The sequence below is a fragment of the Microbulbifer maximicatervae (SeqCode) genome (genome assembly GCF_052467385.1).
On record NZ_CP174311.1, the window covers coordinates 3,264,470 to 3,283,297 of the forward strand.

15 protein-coding genes and 6 tRNA genes are annotated in these 18,828 nt (G+C 52.5%); 9 read left to right on the plus strand and 12 right to left on the minus strand.

Annotated elements, in window-relative coordinates; translation table 11 throughout:
- Positions 1-57: 57 nt before the first annotated feature.
- The 8 genes from ACJJIR_RS13795 to ACJJIR_RS13830 all read right to left on the minus strand — a co-directional run bounded on the left by ACJJIR_RS13795 (position 58) and on the right by ACJJIR_RS13830 (position 11,619).
- On the minus strand, positions 58-1,443 hold the full coding sequence (locus tag ACJJIR_RS13795; RefSeq protein ID WP_444905791.1) for a class II fumarate hydratase: 1,386 nt from the start codon (positions 1,441-1,443) through the stop codon (positions 58-60).
- Between the two features lie 58 nt (positions 1,444-1,501).
- Positions 1,502-1,948: a DUF4399 domain-containing protein gene (locus ACJJIR_RS13800; protein WP_282933470.1), complete on the minus strand. Its 447-nt coding sequence runs from the start codon at positions 1,946-1,948 to the stop codon at positions 1,502-1,504.
- Positions 1,949-2,200: 252 nt separating this feature from the next.
- Positions 2,201-2,635, minus strand: a complete 435-nt coding sequence (locus ACJJIR_RS13805) for a hypothetical protein (protein WP_282933471.1) — start codon at positions 2,633-2,635, stop codon at positions 2,201-2,203.
- A 177-nt stretch (positions 2,636-2,812) separates the two neighbouring features.
- A complete protein-coding gene (gene ligA, locus ACJJIR_RS13810; protein WP_444905792.1) occupies positions 2,813-4,864 on the minus strand; it encodes an NAD-dependent DNA ligase LigA in 2,052 nt (683 codons plus the stop codon).
- A gap of 151 nt (positions 4,865-5,015) precedes the next feature.
- The gene (zipA, locus tag ACJJIR_RS13815) at positions 5,016-6,032 is read right to left on the minus strand and encodes a cell division protein ZipA (protein ID WP_444905793.1); all 1,017 of its coding nucleotides are present in this window, start codon (positions 6,030-6,032) and stop codon (positions 5,016-5,018) included.
- Positions 6,033-6,058: 26 nt separating this feature from the next.
- Positions 6,059-9,562 carry a chromosome segregation protein SMC gene (gene smc, locus ACJJIR_RS13820; RefSeq protein WP_444905794.1) on the minus strand — a complete coding sequence of 1,168 codons (3,504 nt, stop codon included), beginning with the start codon at positions 9,560-9,562 and terminating at the stop codon, positions 6,059-6,061.
- A gap of 303 nt (positions 9,563-9,865) precedes the next feature.
- Positions 9,866-11,095, minus strand: a complete 1,230-nt coding sequence (ccmI, locus tag ACJJIR_RS13825; protein ID WP_444905795.1) for a c-type cytochrome biogenesis protein CcmI — start codon at positions 11,093-11,095, stop codon at positions 9,866-9,868.
- Positions 11,092-11,619, minus strand: a complete 528-nt coding sequence (locus ACJJIR_RS13830) for a cytochrome c-type biogenesis protein (RefSeq protein WP_444896674.1) — start codon at positions 11,617-11,619, stop codon at positions 11,092-11,094. Before ACJJIR_RS13830 ends, ccmI begins: the two co-directional genes overlap by 4 nt.
- Before the next feature lie 176 nt (positions 11,620-11,795).
- On the opposite strand from ACJJIR_RS13830, the gene ACJJIR_RS13835 reads away from it, so the two are divergent.
- The 6 genes from ACJJIR_RS13835 (at position 11,796) to ACJJIR_RS13860 (ending at position 13,131) form a co-directional block, all read left to right on the plus strand.
- A tRNA-Val gene (locus ACJJIR_RS13835) sits at positions 11,796-11,871 on the plus strand.
- A gap of 49 nt (positions 11,872-11,920) precedes the next feature.
- Positions 11,921-11,997: transfer RNA gene (locus ACJJIR_RS13840), tRNA-Asp, on the plus strand.
- Positions 11,998-12,394: 397 nt separating this feature from the next.
- Positions 12,395-12,470 (plus strand) — tRNA-Val (locus ACJJIR_RS13845).
- Positions 12,471-12,518: 48 nt separating this feature from the next.
- Positions 12,519-12,595 (plus strand) — tRNA-Asp (locus ACJJIR_RS13850).
- A gap of 335 nt (positions 12,596-12,930) precedes the next feature.
- A tRNA-Val gene (locus ACJJIR_RS13855) sits at positions 12,931-13,006 on the plus strand.
- Positions 13,007-13,054: 48 nt separating this feature from the next.
- A tRNA-Asp gene (locus ACJJIR_RS13860) sits at positions 13,055-13,131 on the plus strand.
- A gap of 70 nt (positions 13,132-13,201) precedes the next feature.
- Here ACJJIR_RS13860 and ACJJIR_RS13865 read toward each other — a convergent pair.
- The 3 genes from ACJJIR_RS13865 to ACJJIR_RS13875 all read right to left on the minus strand — a co-directional run bounded on the left by ACJJIR_RS13865 (position 13,202) and on the right by ACJJIR_RS13875 (position 15,287).
- Positions 13,202-13,681 carry a GFA family protein gene (locus ACJJIR_RS13865; RefSeq protein WP_444896673.1) on the minus strand — a complete coding sequence of 160 codons (480 nt, stop codon included), beginning with the start codon at positions 13,679-13,681 and terminating at the stop codon, positions 13,202-13,204.
- Between the two features lie 142 nt (positions 13,682-13,823).
- A complete protein-coding gene (locus tag ACJJIR_RS13870) occupies positions 13,824-14,333 on the minus strand; it encodes a GNAT family N-acetyltransferase (protein WP_444905796.1) in 510 nt (169 codons plus the stop codon).
- A gap of 63 nt (positions 14,334-14,396) precedes the next feature.
- Complete coding sequence (locus tag ACJJIR_RS13875; protein WP_444894357.1) at positions 14,397-15,287, minus strand: patatin-like phospholipase family protein; 891 nt, start codon at positions 15,285-15,287, stop codon at positions 14,397-14,399.
- Positions 15,288-15,388: 101 nt separating this feature from the next.
- Here ACJJIR_RS13875 and ACJJIR_RS13880 point away from each other — a divergent pair, with 101 nt between their 5' ends.
- From ACJJIR_RS13880 to ACJJIR_RS13890, 3 genes are all read left to right on the plus strand, one after another.
- Entirely contained in the window at positions 15,389-15,904 is a 516-nt protein-coding gene (locus ACJJIR_RS13880) for a PH domain-containing protein (protein WP_444905797.1), read from the plus strand.
- Positions 15,905-15,963: 59 nt separating this feature from the next.
- A complete protein-coding gene (locus tag ACJJIR_RS13885; protein WP_444896671.1) occupies positions 15,964-16,680 on the plus strand; it encodes an esterase/lipase family protein in 717 nt (238 codons plus the stop codon).
- 84 nt (positions 16,681-16,764) lie between these two features.
- Entirely contained in the window at positions 16,765-17,223 is a 459-nt protein-coding gene (locus ACJJIR_RS13890) for a GNAT family N-acetyltransferase (RefSeq protein WP_413665131.1), read from the plus strand.
- Positions 17,224-17,295: 72 nt separating this feature from the next.
- Here the strand turns inward: ACJJIR_RS13890 and ACJJIR_RS13895 are convergent, their stop codons facing one another.
- Complete coding sequence (locus ACJJIR_RS13895; protein WP_444905798.1) at positions 17,296-18,804, minus strand: PepSY-associated TM helix domain-containing protein; 1,509 nt, start codon at positions 18,802-18,804, stop codon at positions 17,296-17,298.
- Positions 18,805-18,828 lie beyond the last annotated feature (24 nt).

Sequence of the window (18,828 nt, forward strand, 5' to 3'; positions counted from 1 at the left end):
TTATGTGCCTGACCGCCATTATATCGTTAATACTGTTGGGAATCGCCTTTTTTGCCCCTAGCTAATCAGCCCACCCTTGGCCAAATGGGCGGGATCTAACAATTCCACAAGCGTTTCTCTATCCAGGTCCGTCATTTCAACAGCAACATCCAGCACTGGCCTACAGCTGGCATAGGCGGCCTTGGCAATCTCCGCCGCTTTCAGGTAGCCAATCACTGGGTTAAGGGAGGTCACTAAAATGGGGTTGCGGCCCAGGGTTCCCTCAATATGCGCCCGATTCACCGCGAAACTGGCAACGGCTCGATCAGCCAGTAGGGTCGATGCATTCGCGAGCAGGTTAATACTTTCCAGCAGCGTACTGCCTACTAAAGGCAACATAACATTCAATTGAAAATTGCCGCTCTGTCCCGCCACGGTCACTGTGGTGTCATTACCCATCACCCGGGCACAAACCATAGTAACTGATTCGGCAATAACCGGGTTCACTTTGCCCGGCATAATGCTGCTCCCTGGCTGCAAGGCCTCCAGGGCGATTTCGGAGAGACCAGCAAGGGGACCGCTGTTCATCCAACGCAAGTCGTTGGCAATTTTCATCAGGGAAACTGCTAACACCTTGAGCTGCCCGGACAATTCCACCGACGTATCCTGACTGGAAATTGCGGTAAAAAAGTTCTCTGCCGGGCGAAACTGATGAGATGTGTGGGCGCTGATTTTTTGCGCGAACAGCTCGGCAAAATCCGGGTGAGCATTGAGCCCGGTGCCAATCGCCGTACCGCCTTGAGCCAGCTGGGCAAGCCGAGGCATTACCGCGCGAATTCTCTCCCGGCACGCTTCTATTTGTGCAGCCCAGCCTCCAACTTCCTGCGCCATTGTCATAGGCACTGCATCCATCAGATGGGTGCGACCGGTTTTTACAATACTTTCAAGCTCCGTGGACTTGTCGCACAAGCCAGTGTGCAAATGGCGCAACGCAGGCAGCAGGGTGTCGCGCACTGCAAGCAGGGCGGACACATGAATCGCGGTGGGAACCACGTCATTACTGCTCTGACTCATATTCACGTGATCATTGGGACTGATGGTTTGATCACTGTGCTTTTCTGCGAGGTGAGCGAGCACCTCATTAACATTCATATTTGAGCTGGTACCAGAACCTGTCTGGTAAATATCGACGGGAAAATGAGTGGCATACTCCTCATCACCGAGACTGTCGCAGGCATTGATAATGGCCTCAGCCTGCGCTTTATCCAACAACCCCAAGTCCCGGTTGGCCTCCGCGGCAGATTTCTTTATCAGCACAATGGCGCGGATAAACTCTGCCGGCAAGCCGTGACCACTGACAGGAAAATTCTCCACGGCGCGCTGGGTTTGCGCGCCATACATCGCCTCAGTCGGCACCTGAACTTCACCCAGGCTGTCCTTTTCAGTGCGGAATTCACCACCCATTTCACTCTCCCCAGATGCGCTTAATGCATCGACAGAAGGTTATTTAGCCGCTGCAGCCCTACTCGACCACGACGGTAATTTTCTTGGACATCACAGGCTCTTTATGTGGCACATGCATATAGTTGCCCAGAACCAGTTGTAGCGTATGCTTGCCGGGCGGCAAGGTAACTTGAGTCTCGGTTTGCCCGCCGCCAAAGTGAATGATGTTCTTACTCGCCGGCAAAGGCTTGCTCATATCCGGCATATCATCCACATCAATCAGCAGATGATGGTGGCCGGTATTCTCTTGATTGGTACCCGCCGGTGCCACACCCATACCAGACAAACCAAACTTCACCGTAAATGTCTGGGGCACCTTCTCTCCATCCTTCGGCGAGATAATATAGACCTTGGCATCTGCTGGGGCCTTACTGCTCATATCCATTTTGCTTTCGTGCTCGGACGCATGTAACAGCGGCGATAGCATCAGTGCGCTGGCAAACAGCAGAGAACTGGATTTAATCATGTGTATTCCTTCCTGATAGGGCGCCCAGATCGCGCCAATTCTTATAATCTGGCTTTACAGCTTCTCGGCCGCGGCACCTTGGTACCGTTCGGCAAAGACACTTTAACAGACCAAAGTTTCAGTTCCAGAGACTATCAGGGAATATAGTTGCGGAAAGAAAAAGAGAGATAGGATTTGTGACAGGGCTACTTATTTAAATCTGCTTTGCGGCAATTAGGCAAGAGAGAGCCCGGACCAACCGGGCCAGAAAAATCAGATACTCACCCGACCCTCTTGGGTCCATTCGCAGCGAACCTGCATATCGCCGCTGCCAGGCTCGTGATAGAGGCCAGCGGACTCCCAGCTGAAAGAGTGAACGCCGGAAAGCTCAGTTTCCAAATGCACAGTTGCCGAAACCCAATACATACTCTTCAGCAACTCTTCAAACTTCTGTATCCACAAATCCCACTCGTATTCTACCGCCCGATAGGAAGCGCCAAAGTGGATAACATCGGTTTGATACTGGGATTGCTTCACCTTAATGGTGGGAATAGCAAACATATCCCGGCACAGGAATGGCCATTCATCAGCACTGGGCAGAGCGAGCACAGCATTGCGGTTCACCCTGCGCCGATCGCTGCCGCCAGCGAGGCTATTGCTGTCTTTGATACATCCGTAAACGATGGATTCCTGATCGCCCTGAAGCATTAATTCCATTCCTTACCACAGTGCCACTGGACATCAGGTACCCAGGGCAAAACAGATCTAAGGCATCAACTTTAACGGCGAAGCGACCAGAAAGCCACAAAACAAAACACGAACCTGCAAAGTGCTCAAAAGTTCGGCTATTCAGTTACTAATGGTGCCCCGCCTAAAATACCAGGACTAAATCTCAAAGCCCCTTTCGCGCAGCATATCCAGAAGCGCCTCTTCATCCATAACCGTGATACCCAGTTCCTGTGCTTTGGTCAATTTTGAGCCGGCGCCTGGCCCAGCAACCAGAGTGCCGGTCTTGGCGGAAACACTTCCTGCGACTTTCGCACCCAGCCTCTGTAAGTAGTCTTTTGCTTCACTGCGGGACAGGGTTTCCAGTTTGCCGGTGAGCACCCAGGTTTCCCCTGCCAGGGGCTGATCCTGCTCGTCACTCTCTTCCGCTTGCCAATGCACACCCGCCTGCTGCAGTGCCTCCACCTCTTCTTGGGCATGAGGCTGCTGAAAAAACTCAGCAACAAAATGAGCGACCACTGGGCCCACATCTTCAACTTCCTGCAAAGCCTCGACATCTGCCGACATTAGCGGATTCAATTCGCCAAAGTGCCGCGCCAAATTGCGCGCTGTAGCCTCACCCACTTCCCGGATACCCAGGGCATAGAGGAATTTAGGCAGCGTGGTCTCTTTACTGCGCTCCAGTGCATCAAGGAGGTTCTGGGCAGACTTTTGCCCCATTCGCTCAAGTCCCGCCACCTGCTCCAAAGTGAGGTGGTAGAGCCCGGACACCGAGTGTAACAAGTCCTCATCTACAAGCTGCTCTACCAGCTTGTCTCCCAGACCATCAATGTCCATTGCTTTGCGCGAAGCGAAATGCTTGATGGCCTGCTTGCGCTGGGCACTACAAATCAGGCCGCCGCTACAGCGAACCACCGCCTCACCGGGCGTGGATTCCACCGGCGAGCCGCATACCGGGCAATGCGTGGGGAATTCAATAGCGTGGCCACCCGGCTTGCGCTTGCTCTCCACTACAGAAACCACCTGCGGGATAACATCTCCAGCACGGCGAATAATGACGGTATCACCCACCTGCACGCCGAGGCGCTCGATCTCATCTCGATTGTGCAGAGTTGCATTGGAAACGGTAACGCCTCCGACAAAAACCGGCTGCAGGCGAGCAACCGGGGTAACCGCACCGGTGCGCCCTACCTGGAATTCAACATCCAATAATTCAGTCATTTCCTCCTGAGCGGGAAACTTATAGGCCATGGCCCAACGGGGTGCGCGGGCAACAAAACCGAGACGGCGCTGCAGGGGAATACTGTTGACCTTAAAAACAATACCGTCAATATCGTAAGCGAGGTCCTCGCGCTTCTCGCCGATTTCCCGGTAGTAGTCGATGCAGCCCTTAATATCTTTAGCGACGCGCATCTCCCGGTTTGTACGGAAGCCCCAATGTCCCAACAGCTGCAAAGTCTCAACGTGCTCTTCCGGCAGTTCACCGTCCTCTACAAGACCTGTGCCATACACACACAATTCCAGCGGTCTCTGCGCTGTTATGCGGGAGTCCAATTGACGCAAACTACCGGCAGCGGCATTTCTAGGATTTACGAAAAGCTTCTCACCCGCCGCGGCCGCTTTGCGATTCAATTCGGCAAAGCCCGCTTTTGGCATATAGATTTCGCCGCGCACCTCCAATACACCCGGATACTTTTCAATACCATCTGCTTGGCGCAAACGCAGAGGTACAGATCCCACGGTGCGTACATTCTGGGTGATATCCTCACCCGTCGTGCCATCCCCTCGCGTTGCCGCTCGCTCAAGTACTCCGTCGCGATATAAAAGGCTGATAGCGATACCGTCTAACTTGGGTTCACAGGCGTATTCCACCGGCCCTTTACTGTTGAGGCGCTCACACACCCGGCGGTCAAACTCCAGCAACTCTTCATCATTAAAGGCATTATCCAAAGACAACATCGCCACCTCATGGCGAACCTCCTGAAAAGAGGAGAGCGGCTCTGCGCCGACCCGCTGGGTGGGAGAATCCGGTGTCAGCAGCTGAGGGAATTCACTTTCCAGGTCCTGCAACTCGCGCAGGCGCCGGTCGTACTCAATATCCGGCAACTCGGGATCATCAAGCACATAGTATTGGTGATTCGCACGCTGGAGGATTTCATGTAATTCCTGAACACGCTCGCGCACTTGAGGGGAAATAGTTTGATGAGTCATCGGCAATTCGAGTGAATAAAAATAATAGTTAGAAAATTATTTCGATTTTACATGCAAATACGGCCCGAGCTTACGGCTAATTTCCAAAATGAAAATCAGCCGGCATCCCGGGCCGCATTAAAAATGGCAACAATTATTTAGAGATTGCGAGTTAGCTTTGCGCCATCGCTAAAGTCCTGCGGCGCTGGTGCTCCACAACCCGCTGACGATAATGCTCCGCCGTTTGCGCGGTAAATACACTGCGATTCTCATCCTTCAATTCGCCACCGAGCAGCTCGGCAATTTTGTATGAGGTGGAAAGCAGTTGATCGAAAGCTTTAATCGCCTCGCCTTCCACAGGTAGTGTCAGGAACAAGCTAACACCCGGCGTGGCAAATTCTTCCATCTGGGCCAGGTCGAAAACGCCGGGCACAACAATATTGGCGAGACTAAAGATAATGGCCCCATCAGCACCGCCGTGCTCATGGTAGTGAAAAATATTCATTTCACCAAAGCGCATGCCACAGGCAACCATTACCCGAAGTAAATCATTACCCTCGAAGTAATCCCCTTCTGGCGCCATTACATTAATCACCAGCACCTCACGGGTGGGAGCACTTTCACCAACACTGCCAGAGCTTGGAGACTGAGAAGATCGCTCGGGTTGAGAATCCTCATGCACCGCTTCATGCTCAGGACTGTGAGCACTATCCATCGCAGTTAGGCTTTCAGCCTCATCTAATGCAGGCTCATAGCGCTGCTCTTCACCGACCGACTCCATCAGGGTGGGGACTTGCTCTTCCAAATCGAGGATACCCTGCTCTTCCGGACTCCTCTGGGGATTGCTGCCAGCGAGCGGTTTGCGCGAGGAAATAAAGCTCTCCTGTACCTGGCGATTCACATGTAGCGCATCCTCTAGCGGACGGCGCTGAACAACGCGAGCCTGCCCGGGCAATTCGCTGTTTGCGGGCTTGGGCTCCCGCGTCTCTGGAGGTTTGCGGACCGGGGGCTCTTCTTCAGCCTTCTCTGAGACCGGGTCAGCTTCATTTTTTACTTCAGATTGCATGGCCCGCGACAGATTGCGGGAGACCTTAACTGCCGCGCGCTGCCGCAAGATCGCCCGGCGTATGCCATCGACCACAACGACCAGCAGAACGACAACCAGGATTGTAACCAGCCAGTTATCCATTTTTTAGCGCCTCTCCCTTTACGCCCTTATGCAGAAGCCAGCTCGGCTGCTTCTTCCACATTCACCGACACCAGTCGGGATACACCCGGCTCGTGCATGGTAACCCCCAGCAACTGATCCGCCATCTCCATTGCGATCTTGTTGTGGGTAATATAGATGAACTGAACGTGTTCTGACATTTCTTTAACCATTCGTGCGTAACGACCAACGTTAGCATCGTCAAGGGGAGCATCCACTTCATCCAGCATACAGAAAGGTGCTGGATTCAGACGGAAAATCGAGAATACCAATGCGATCGCCGTCAACGCTTTTTCTCCACCTGAGAGCAGATGGATTGTGCTGTTGCGCTTGCCCGGCGGGCGGGCCATGATCGCGATACCAGTATCGAGCAGATCTTCACCGGTAAGTTCCAGATAGGCATTACCACCACCGAAAACTTTCGGGAAGAGTTCCTGCAGGCCCGCATTTACCTGATCAAAAGTTTCCTTGAAGCGGGTTCTCGTTTCCTTGTCGATTTTCTTAATTGCATTTTCCAGGGTCTCCAGCGCTTCCATCAGATCCCCATGCTGGCGATCCAGGTAGTTCTTGCGCTCAGACTCCTGCTTGTATTCATCGATAGCGGCGAGGTTAATCGGCCCGAGGCGCGAGATACGCGCGGCTACCAATTCCAAATCTTCCTGTACCTGTTTAATCGTCAGATCGCCAGGTAACTGTTCGAGCAGCTGATTGATATCGTGCTCGCTCTCGCGCAGCTGCTCTACCAATCCGTTTCGTTGCACTTCCAGAGTCTGCGCAGCGAGACGCTCCTGCTCAAGCTGGGCGCGCACTCCCTGAAGAGCCGCCTCCACTTTATGGCGCTCCTGTTCCTGCTCACGCAGACCGGTCTCAACCTCTTCCAGCTTTTTGCGCGCATCGGCGAGTTCCGTTTCCACCTCAATGCGCTCACCGAGTTTTTCTTCCAACTCAGCCTGAAAATCCTGGGAGGGGTCCTGGGTCTCCTCCATTTGCTCCTGCAATTGCTGACGACGACTGCGCAACCTTTCCAGCTGCTCACTCATCACCTGCAAGGTGCGCTCGAGAGACACCATCTGGGTGCGCACTGACTGCTCGCGCATAGCCAGTTCATGAGCGCGATCCTTGTCCTCCCGCGCGCGCTGGCGCACGGCATCCAAAGCTTCGCGCAATTCCTCGCGGCGTGCCATTAGCGTTTCGCGACGATCGGTATCATCACTCATCGCCTCGACAGCTTCCTGCAGCATTAGACGAGCTTCCGACAGGGACTCCCCTTCCAACTCCTGCTGCTCACGCACCTCACCGATTTCCTGCTCAATTCGGATACGGCGCTCATTCATCTGCTCCGCACGCGCCCGTCGGGCGGACAACTGGCTGCGCAGCTCTGCCTCGCGACGCCCGAGCTGGTCGGACTCATTGCGAGCTTGTTCGATGGAGCGCTCGAGATCGACCGTTTGCGTGCGCAGGGACTCGCGTCGCTCGGCAATACTCTCTATCTGCTCCTCACACAGGGCCAACTCTTGCCCCAGGGTTTCAAGATCCTGCTTGCGCGCCAGGACCCCGGCCTCTGCATCACTGGCGCGATTCACTCGCAACCAGTTGGGGCCGAGCCAGAGCCCATCGCGAGTCACAATAGACTCATGAGCTTGCAAACTCGCGCGCCTGGACAGCGCCTCAGCCAAATCCTCTGCGATATAAATTCCCGCCAAGATGCCGGAGAGAGAGGCCGGCCCCTGAACCATATCCTGCAGCGAAGGAAGTGCTCCCTTCGCACTGCTATTTACAGCACTGTTATCGATCAGAACCGCTTGACCGCTTTCCAGTGCCGCCAATCCTTCAGCCACGGACTCAAGCTGCTCAACACATACCGCCTGCAATTGGGGGCCGAGGATAGTTTCAACTGCGGTTTCCCAGCCGGGCTGGGCTTTAATCTGATCGGCGAGCCGGGGCTTGTCAGCCAGGGCTTGCTGCTGCAGCCAATTCTCAACTGCCTTGCCCTGCCCTAAAGCAGCTTGCTGCAAGGCTTCCAGAGACGCCTGACGGCCTCGTCCGGTTTGCAGCTGCAAGCGTAACTGATCGAGTTCGGTAGCCAGCTCCCGCTCCTGCACACGGAGACTATCCAGAGACTCGCGACGCTCTGCCGCTTCCTCGCGGCGCTCTTCAGCCTGCATTTCCAGCTCGGCCATCTGCTCGTTCAGCTGCAGCGTCTCTTCATCGTCGTCGGAGACCTGGAGGCCAGACTGCTCCGCCAATAGTTTGTTGACCCGCTCCAGCAGCCGCTGACCAGAAGTTTCCAAGTGCTGGATGCGGGATTGTTGCACCTCAGCTTTCTGACGGGAGCCAGAGGCACCCTGGTTAAACTGGTCCCACTCGTTCTGCCAATTGCGCATCTGTTCTTCAGATTCGAGCAGTGCCGCAGCAGATTCCTCTTCTGCTGCCAAGACCATCTCCAGGTCCGGCAGAATAATCTCAAGCTCCTCCTCAAACTGGGCCGCTTTTTCGCGATCCACTTCGAGGTTGGTCTCTGCCTCGCGATATTCTTGTTCGGTTTGCGCCAAATCGGAATGCAGGCGAGTAGAGCGCTCACGGGCGTGGGCAATGCTCTGCTCCAAGCGGGCGATATCTCCACCGACGGCGTAAAAGCGCCCCTGGACTTCGTTAAAGCTGTCAGATAGCTCGTGGTACCCCACGCGCTTTTGCTCAATGCCTGTGTCACAGGTGACCTGGCGGGTAACCAGCTCTTCAACGGTGAGTTCAAGCTCACCTATTTGTTGCTGCTTGGCCTTGGATTGGTCATCCAGTTCGCGGTATTTAAGCGCCTGAAGATTAGCCTTGTGGCTGCGCTCTTCCTCTTTAAATCGGCTGTATTTTTCCGCTGCTGCGGACTGTCGCTCCAGTCGGGACAACTGGCGATCCAGCTCATCGCGGATATCCGTGAGGCGCTCAAGGTTTTCAGAGGTCCGTCTCATCCGGTTTTCGGTGTCCCGGCGGCGCTCCTTGTATTTGGAGATACCGGCGGCCTCTTCGATATAGACGCGCAGCTCTTCGGGCTTGGCTTCGATCAACTTGGAGATCATGCCCTGCTCAATAATGGCGTAGCTGCGCGGGCCCAGACCGGTACCTAAGAAGAGATCGGTTACATCGCGGCGGCGGCACTTCTCGCCATTCAGGTAATAGGTGTTCTGTGCTTCCCGGGTTACCTTGCGCTTGACGGAAATCTCCGAGAAAGAGGCATAGGCTCCAGAAAGCTTGCCCTCAGAGTTATCAAATACCAACTCAATCGAGGCCTGCCCCACGGGCTTGCGGCCACTGGAGCCGTTGAAGATAACGTCCGTCATCGAATCGCCGCGCAGGTTCTTTGCGGAGGATTCCCCCATTACCCAGCGCACCGCATCGATGGTGTTGGATTTACCACAGCCATTGGGACCCACCACCGAGTTGAGGTTCGTCGGAAAATAGACAGTGGTAGGGTCAACAAAAGACTTGAAGCCCGCTAGCTTGATGCACTTCAGACGCATGTATTTATAAACTCGATATTTTCTCTGCCGGGCGGGACACCAAACCTTCAATCTTACTTGGTGTCGCCAGAGCATTCAGCGCTATTCTTCACAGTAATGTTCAGTCGGGATTATCAATCCGACCAAGCAGCGGTCAAGTCAAACATGACGATCGCTACCAAATGCCAACTTGCCCCAATAGAACTCATCAATATCTGGGCAATGTGAGCTTGAGGCCAATTAGACGCAAGAATGCCATCCGGCCGCAAATAAAAATGAGGCCACAGCTTACACTGTGACCTCATTTTCGACAGTCACAGCCAGTTACAGCTGACTATCGATGGCTATTGACTGAGTTTCACTCCAGCGGGATTTAGGCAACTCGCTAATCATTCCCTGCCAATCCCCCGGGGCCGGACGTGCATCTCCCTTAATGGCCAGTCGCGCTACCAACTGCACAGAGTCGACAGTGGCGATGGAACTTCCAGGCATCATTGCTCGGGACTCATCCAGCACAACCTCTGCCGGTAACTGTCCAGCTGTGAGGCGCACGATAGCCAGAGGCATCGGGCTCGCAGCACTGCGTGCATAGATAAATACCGGGGTAGATTCTGGAGTTTCAACCCCCTCCCCCAAACTGACCTGAACTCGAATCTGCGGGCCTTTCTCTTTCGTTTCTACCTTTGCCTGCACCGCTACAGCCTCACCGCTGTCTGCCAAAGCGCTTTCGGCCCTGGCAACGCCAGCCTGAAGCGCCTCTGCTGCTGCAGATCCTGGGGGAAGCTGGCTAAGCGCTAGCTGCCAGTGTTGGCGAGCTTTGCGGTAGTCCCCACCTTCAAAAGCGGCAATACCCGCCAAACCCAGCACAGTGCCATTGGATGGCTGCACCTGTAACACCTGCTCAATCAAGGAGCGGATTTCATCGGTAATCTTGGAACCGCCTTCAAAAAACAGCGCTTGCGCCAGCTCAGCTTTAACATTGGCCGCCTGGGGCTCGCGAGCCACAACATAGCGATAGGAATCTACCGCCCCAGCCAAATCGCCACTCACCAGTAGCCGCTGCGCCAATATATAGCGACTGCTAAGATCATCTGGATGAGTTTTAGCCCGCTCCTGCAACTGACGGGTGATTTTTGCCTCTTCCTCCGAAGAGGTGTGCCCACCTTGGCTCGCCACCATATCGCGATACAAAGCTACTTCGGACGGTCGGTCGGAAAACCCGTAGGCAGCTGCTGCAATTGCAGGCACCAAAACCGCCAGCCCGATCAGCAATCGGCTGCCACCCTGCCTGGCTTCACCAGATTGACTTTCCTGCTGGGCCGCCAGCAGTTCCCGCGCGAGATCTGCCTCCAGCTGGGCAAACTGCTTTTCATCCATCGCACCGCTCTGCACCGCAGCGCGAAGTTCTTTACTGCGCTCCCGGTAGAGCGCTGCCATAGCCTCTCGCTTGCTACTACCGCTGCGACGTCTGCCTGCAGCTCTCAAAGCAGGAATCAGAAATACAAAAGCTACCAACAGTAGCAGTAGGGCTACACCAAACCAGATATCAATCATTTACCTTCCTTCCCGCTATCACCTTCATCTACAGCTCCTTCTCCCAACAACTGCTTTAATCGACGCCGCTCATCATCAGTGAGTTCCCCACTGCCGTCATCCTGGCGAGCCCCGGTACCACTTTTTGAGCGCATCACGATCACAATCAAGGCCAGAAGCCCGAAAATGGCAAAGACTCCCGGAGCCAACCACAGGATCAAGGTGTTTTTCTGAACAGGTGGACGGTAGAGCACAAAATCCCCATAGCGGGCCACCATGTAGTCAACGATTTCCTGGTCCGTAAATCCCTCCTCCAGCAAACGGCGGATTTCACGGCGCAAGTCCGAGGAAATAGACGCATCGGAGTCTGCCAGGTTCTGGTTTTGACATTTGGGGCAGCGCATCTCTTCAATAAGCACGCGATACCTTGCATCCAGCTCGGGAGAGGACAATTTTTGTGTCTCCACTACCGCATGTGCAGCGATGGACAGGCAAAACATACCGAATGCCAGTACAAGTTGGGCCAGCCAGGTCTTCTGTGTCACAGCTTTTCTCACGCTCTAACTAACGGGAATTGGGGCGATTATAACAGTGTCACCCCCCGGCGGACACGCCCACGAATTCACACAAAAGCGCGTTAACTCATTGAAAGACAAAAAAAAATTCAAAAAAGGCGTTGACGCCACGAAGAATATCATTAAGATACGCAGCTCCTGACACGGGGTGGTTAGCTCAGTTGGGAGAGCGACGGCCTTACAAGCCGTAGGTCACAGGTTCGACCCCTGTACCACCCACCACTCCTCTTACTCTTGCCCGGCAAGAGCAACCAAAGAGAAGCAGGAATGCGGACCGGTAGTTCAGTTGGTTAGAATGCCGGCCTGTCACGCCGGAGGTTGCGGGTTCGAGTCCCGTCCGGTCCGCCATATACAAAAAAGCCCTGCTCGCAAGAGCGGGGCTTTTTTGTTTGTGCCTCACATCTTTTCATTTTTCTAACATTTTATTTTCAGTTGCTTACGCTGGAAATTTGAAAGGGCCACAAAAAAATAACCAAATCTCAGCGTAAAAAAAATAGTACGAGCGCAGTGCCGACAAAATTTTTCTGCAACAATTTTCTCTAGCCTGAATTTTTATTTTCTGAATTTCTACGCAGCTGATTTTGATCGATAAAAACAACTTAAAGAGCCCTCAAAAAATCCTCTAATTAATTAATTTTTAAACAATTTTTGGGTGTTTTTTATCCTTAAAAAACTTTTTAAAAATCTTCCAACAAAATTGTTGACCGCAAAAAAAATATCATTAAGATACGCAGCTCCTGACACGGGGTGGTTAGCTCAGTTGGGAGAGCGACGGCCTTACAAGCCGTAGGTCACAGGTTCGACCCCTGTACCACCCACCACTTCTCTTACTCTTGCCCGGCAAGAGCAACCAAGAGAAGCAGGAATGCGGACCGGTAGTTCAGTTGGTTAGAATGCCGGCCTGTCACGCCGGAGGTTGCGGGTTCGAGTCCCGTCCGGTCCGCCATATACAAAAAAGCCCTGCTCGCAAGAGCGGGGCTTTTTTGTATATGAAAAATTCAAAACCACTTTTCAATACACAACCACCTCCCCGCTCCCCGCTCCCCGCTCCCCGCTCCCCGCCACAAACTATGCAGACCGACTAACAAAATTAATAGAAAACCGGGGCAATGAAAGTAGCACCCTGTTTTATTACCAAATATTGCCAATAGACGAGCAGCAATTTCTTCAAACACACCCCCGCTTCTCACACTTAAAGCCAGGCGCAAACTTTTTTAGAAAAACTTCCCTAAGTTGTTGACCTAAGTAAAAAAATCATTATGATACGCAGCTCCTGACACGGGGTGGTTAGCTCAGTTGGGAGAGCGACGGCCTTACAAGCCGTAGGTCACAGGTTCGACCCCTGTACCACCCACCACTTCTCTTACTCTTGCCCGGCAAGAGCGACCAAGAGAAGCAGGAATGCGGACCGGTAGTTCAGCTGGTTAGAATGCCGGCCTGTCACGCCGGAGGTTGCGGGTTCGAGTCCCGTCCGGTCCGCCATATACAAAAAAGCCCTGCTCGCAAGAGCGGGGCTTTTTTGTATGCGCCAATTAGAAAAGAGTTTGGGTTTTTAAACTTCAGCTGAAGCCGCCTGGCTCTCCTCCCATTCCCCATCCACTGCTTCTTCTCCGCCATGCAATAGATGCATCAATCGCTCCAGCTCCGGCATTTCGTTAAAGCACTCCGCTTCACCAGAAATTTCATCCCAGGATGCTTTGGATTCTGTGCAAAGATGGGCCACGACTTTCCCATCGATATCCCCCTCCAACAATCCCGCAGGCACCCAGAAGTGCGTTGTATTACTCATTAAGTGCGGAACTGTACTTCCGCATCCACTGCAAAAGTCAGATCGATAGCCCGTAGGAGTCCGGAATGAAGAGATTCTGTCTAAGCCCCGCACCCAGCGAAACTGATCCCGGCTAATAAACATGGCCGTATCCGAGGCGGAACCACTCAATTTGCGGCAGAGCGAGCAATGGCATTGGTAAAGGTTTGGAATTGGCTCTTCCAGCTGGAACTCAACCCCACCGCATAGGCACTTCCCATTCATCCCTTTCTCCTTCCGCAAAACTGTTATTCGAAGTCGTCCATGAAATCGCAATAGGTTAGCAACAATATCTCAGTCCTACCCAAGACTCCTATAGACACACAGTGAAGTAAATGCCATTTGGCGTCTCATTCAACGAACATCATTAAATATCCAAGGATCTGGGGTTTAGCTTCGCCGTGAGGATATGATCCTCCCAGCATCCATTGATCTTCAGGTATTTTGCCGCCCTACCCTCGACAACGAAGCCCAGTGCCTCCAGTAGAGCAGCCGACCTATCGTTGCCAGGCATGTAGTTAGCCATCACCCGGTTCAAATTTAGGGTGTCAAAAGCATAATCAACGACATGACGACACAAGCTCCCCATTAAGCCCCGCCCCTCGTGGGACTGGTCAACTGCATATCCCATATTACAGGCCTGAAATGGGCCTCGGATGATATTCGTCAAGGAGCAAACACCCAGTAACTGATCACACCCGGACTCTAATGCAGCAAACTTTAAAATTCCTCCAGAGCTGATGCGTCGAGTCCAGGACCCGGAACTGTGAAAACCGGGCTCGCGAATGGGCTCCCAGCGCTTCAGGTGCTCTTCATTAGATAAATAAAATGCAGATATGGCGGGCGCATCTGTCACTCCGAGCAAACGTATTTCCACCAGTCGATTACCTCACCATTCACATTCTGATTAAGCTCAATCAACCCATTTATACCGGAACTACTATTCAATTGACGGTAAAGAGTCCCGCTGACCGGGAAGCTCGCGAAGAAATTCCCAACCCCGGGTCCTCCCGCTCTCATAACCTTCCTCGAGCAACTCTGCTTCTTGAGTAAAACGCTTAACCGGGAAATTGTCTGGAGGCGCAATAACCGAAACCTGGCAACCCTCTGGAGGCACCTCGATAAACTCCAGAGCCCGATTATATTTCTCCCCTCTCTCTAGCACGGCCTCAAATAGCCGGGCATGATCACGGAAAAACTGTTTGATAAACTTTGGAGCAGGCCCCTTAATTTTCCGATACCCCAGAGGGCGCGAAAGAATAACGGTTATATTTCTGGCCCCCTGCTGATAGGCCTGAATAATCGGTATCGAATCAGCCAGGCCACCATCGGTCATAGGCTCCCCATCCACTTCAGGAAACCCCCGGTAAGCAACCGGAATGGCACAAGAAGCCGGGAAAACCTGGTGCATGTTTTCCGGAGTTACTTTCAGGTATCTAGCCTCCCCCGTGTTGATACTGGTAGTCACGGCATAAAGCGGTATTCCATTCTCAACATAACTATCAACACTGAGCGGAATATCCTGATATGACGCATGCCACAACCAGCCAATATCACAAAAATGACCGCCTCGGAGATAGCGGCGCCAGTCGATGAAGTCTGCCCGCCGGGCATGGTCCATTAGTATTTGCCGACTTCGCCCATGATTTCCCGCCAGATAACCAATCAAGTTGGTGGAGCCTGCGGATACACCGATCGCAAAATCAAATGGCCGATAGCCCGCCTCCAAAAATGCATCCAATACGCCTGCAGCGAAAATCCCCCGCATAGCACCCCCTTCGACCACAAGGGCTGACTGGGAATTCTCGTTAATCAAAATACAGTCTTCCATAGCGAGCAACCGTTAAAACCAAACCATCTCTACCTTTGCCAAGCAGATTCCAATAGCACTATGATTGAGGCATTCAGGTAATCCGTTGAGTTAAACCAAGTATGCCAACAATCGCGTTTAAAGCGCCGTGGAGCCGCCAGCTCCAAATTATCAGTGCCATATGCACATTACTCCTACTGGGACTGCCGCTCTTTCTGGCATCGAGAGCACCAGCTGCTCCATCTACCCTCTATAGCATTGCCATAGCACTTCCGCCTGCAATACTGGCTCTCAGTGCCTTCTTTGCCATCCGTGGTTACGCCATCAAAAATGGCAACCTCTTGATATTGCGCCCGGGCTGGAAAACCACCATCTCCTTGGAGGGGCTATCTGAAGTATTCCCCGACTCAACTGCCATGCAAGGATCAGTCCGCATCTTTGGCAATTCCGGCTTATTTGGCTATATAGGCCTGTTTCAAAACCAAAAGTTGGGGCGCTATCGTGCATTTGCTACCGATCAGCAAAAATCTGTCGTACTGCGCCTGGCCACACAAACTATCGTGATCACCCCCGATAAACCGGAGCGGGCAGCGGACATTCTCCGCCAACACTGCCAACTTCAACCCAACCCAAATTAATTGCTCCGACAACAACGCCACACGAATAGGTACAAGAAGTCGACAGGAAGTTCAAACCGATGAAAAAGTTCGCTTTTATAATTGCCGCCGCATTTACGCTGCTATCAGCAAGTGCTCACTCCGCTTGTGTGATTTTATTGCATGGATTAGCCAAATCAGATAGCTCAATGGAGAAACTGGCAAAAGCCATAGATGCCGAGGGTTTCCAAACGGTCAATATTGATTACCCTTCGACCAAGCACTCCATTGAAGCTTTGGCCAGCATGGCCATAGCGCCTGCTGTCGAGGAGTGCGGTAATGCGCAAGAAATCAATTTTGTCACTCACTCCATGGGCGGTATTCTGGTAAGGCAATATCTACATTCAGCTGAAATCAAAAACCTGAATCGCGTTGTCATGTTGGGCCCACCCAATAAAGGCAGCGAAGTAGTTGATAAACTGGGAACATTCCCCGGTTTCAAGTTTATGTTTGGCGATGCTGGGCTGCAGTTGGGTACTGGTGAGATGAGCGTCCCCAACAAGCTCGGTAGTGCAGATTTTGATGTAGGTATTATTGCCGGTACTCGCAGCATCAACCTGATTCTATCCCGCCTTATCCCAGAAACCGATGATGGTAAAGTCTCCGTATCCAGCACAAAACTGGATGGCATGAATGATCACCTGCAAATGCCAGTGACCCATGTGTTTATGATGAAAGATAAAAAAGTTATCTCGCAAGTTATCCATTACCTTAAGCATGGATTCTTTCATAGAGCCGGCAATCAGGCATCCAATTAAAATTAATCGATCTTATAAATAATCTATACCTTTTAACTCCAATCACAATACAAAATTAGTGACAATAATTTGGAATTCACCTTTATGCAGTGGCAATGGTGCAGCTTTAAAGAGCTTACGCTCAGTCAACTTTACGAAGTTTTGCGAGTAAGGCAGGAAGTTTTTACGGTAGAACAAGATTGCCCCTATCAGGATGCCGATGGCAAAGACCAACACTCCTGGCACCTGATCTGCTGGGAGGGAGACGAAAATAACCCGCAGGTTATGGCCTACCTGAGAGTTGTTTTCCCAGGCCTTAAATACCGGGAACCCTCGATAGGAAGAGTGTTAACCGCAGAAGCCAGTCGCGGAACAGGCCTGGGCAAGGAGCTGATTCGCCGAGCCGTAATGCACACATGCGAAGAATACCCCAACACTGGTATTCGCATTTCAGCTCAACAACATTTGGATAGATTTTACGGGGAGTTTGGTTTTGAGCAGGTGTCTGAGCCGTACCAGGAAGACGGCATCCCGCATATCGAGATGTTACGCCCTGCCAAGTAATTGAAAGGGATCTTATAGGTCCGATGGAAGTTTTGGGGCCCTGCAGAGGCACTGCGAGCCCCCCAAAAAAATCTAGTTGCTACCCAGTGGATTGGCACCGGCAGATACGGTCTCACTATCCGACTGACGCGCCCTGCTATATAGGCAAGAGGCCGCGATTCCAGCAGCAATTAGCAACCACACAACATTAACGACCAGTGATGCTCTCACAAAGGAATCCTCACCAAACTGAGCAACGTGCACTACAACTGCCCCGACGCAGGCGATAATTGTGGCAATACGCAGAGACATAGACCACTTGGCCACTGTCCCCATGAAGGCAGCCGCAACGCTTAACGCCAAGGTCACCAGCCAAAACACCTGCGCAGCATTTAGCTTAAACGCCAGATAAGTCACCGCACTCAGAGCAATCGCAAATGGTACACCCCATACCTGAGCCATCCAGACTCGCTCCAAACGTACGGCGGGATTGCCGCGCTGACGCTTGCGAACGAACCAGATATTGATGCCGGATACCACCAGCAAACACATCCCCACCCCCAGCAAGAAGTAAGCAACTTTCACTGGGAAACCGGAAAAGTGGCCAAAGTGTAAACGGTACGTAGAAAGGTAAACTTGTTTAGCCGCGTCTCCCTCAGACCAACCTTCTTTTTCAATCAGGCTGCCATCGGGATTAAAGTGGTAACGCTCACCCCAGACCAATCGCTCTGGAACCCGGGTCCACACCTCAACAACCTGGCCTTCACGTCCAGGAAATGCCACCTCTAAACGAGTGCGCTCTTCTTCCGGTGCGATACGATCCATTGTTGCCAGAATTGCAGCATAATCCGGATAATCAACTTCAGGGGCGTTTTCCTCCATCACCGGATGATCCGCGTAAAGCATGTGCTCTACCTTTTCCGTATCACCCTCAAAGAATACGCCGGCAATTGCAAAAGCGGCTACCTGGGACAACCCGATAAAAGCCCCGGTAATGGCTATGGCAAGATGAAAGGGAGAGGCCCAAACCCCCAGGCGATTGTGCAAATCCACTTGCTGAAGACGCTTGGAGCCAGAAAGACGGAAAGAGAAAGCGTCTTTAATAATTTTGGGATGGGCCAGCAAACCGGAGACGATCAGCGCGGACATCACCATCCCGATCAAACCAACCAGGATGACCCCATAACCAACAGGAAGGTTGAGCGCGTAATGCAGGTAGGCTAGGAAGTGGGTCCACTCATGCTCCACCTTGCCCAGCAGGGAACCATCTTCAGCGACATATCGCTCCATATCGCCAACTTCAACCATCAATCTGGGCTTATCCTGATTGGGGATGGTGAAGGTAATTGAATCGAGATCCTCTTTTTCCTGCTTGGCTAGCGCAATCGCATTTTCTGTAGCAGTCCGATACACAGAGGCTTCAACATTGAGATTCTCCAACTCGGAGGCCTGCTCCCAGCGTTCGAACTCATTGTAAAAAACCGCCAGTGTTCCGCTGACACAAACAATATATAAAAGAGTGGATACCGCCAGGCCGAGAACTGAGTGTCCATCGGTCATATCACGGACAAAGCCAGGGGTCGGTTTAAAGGAAAATTTCACGTTAAATTCCTACTCAAGTCCGTT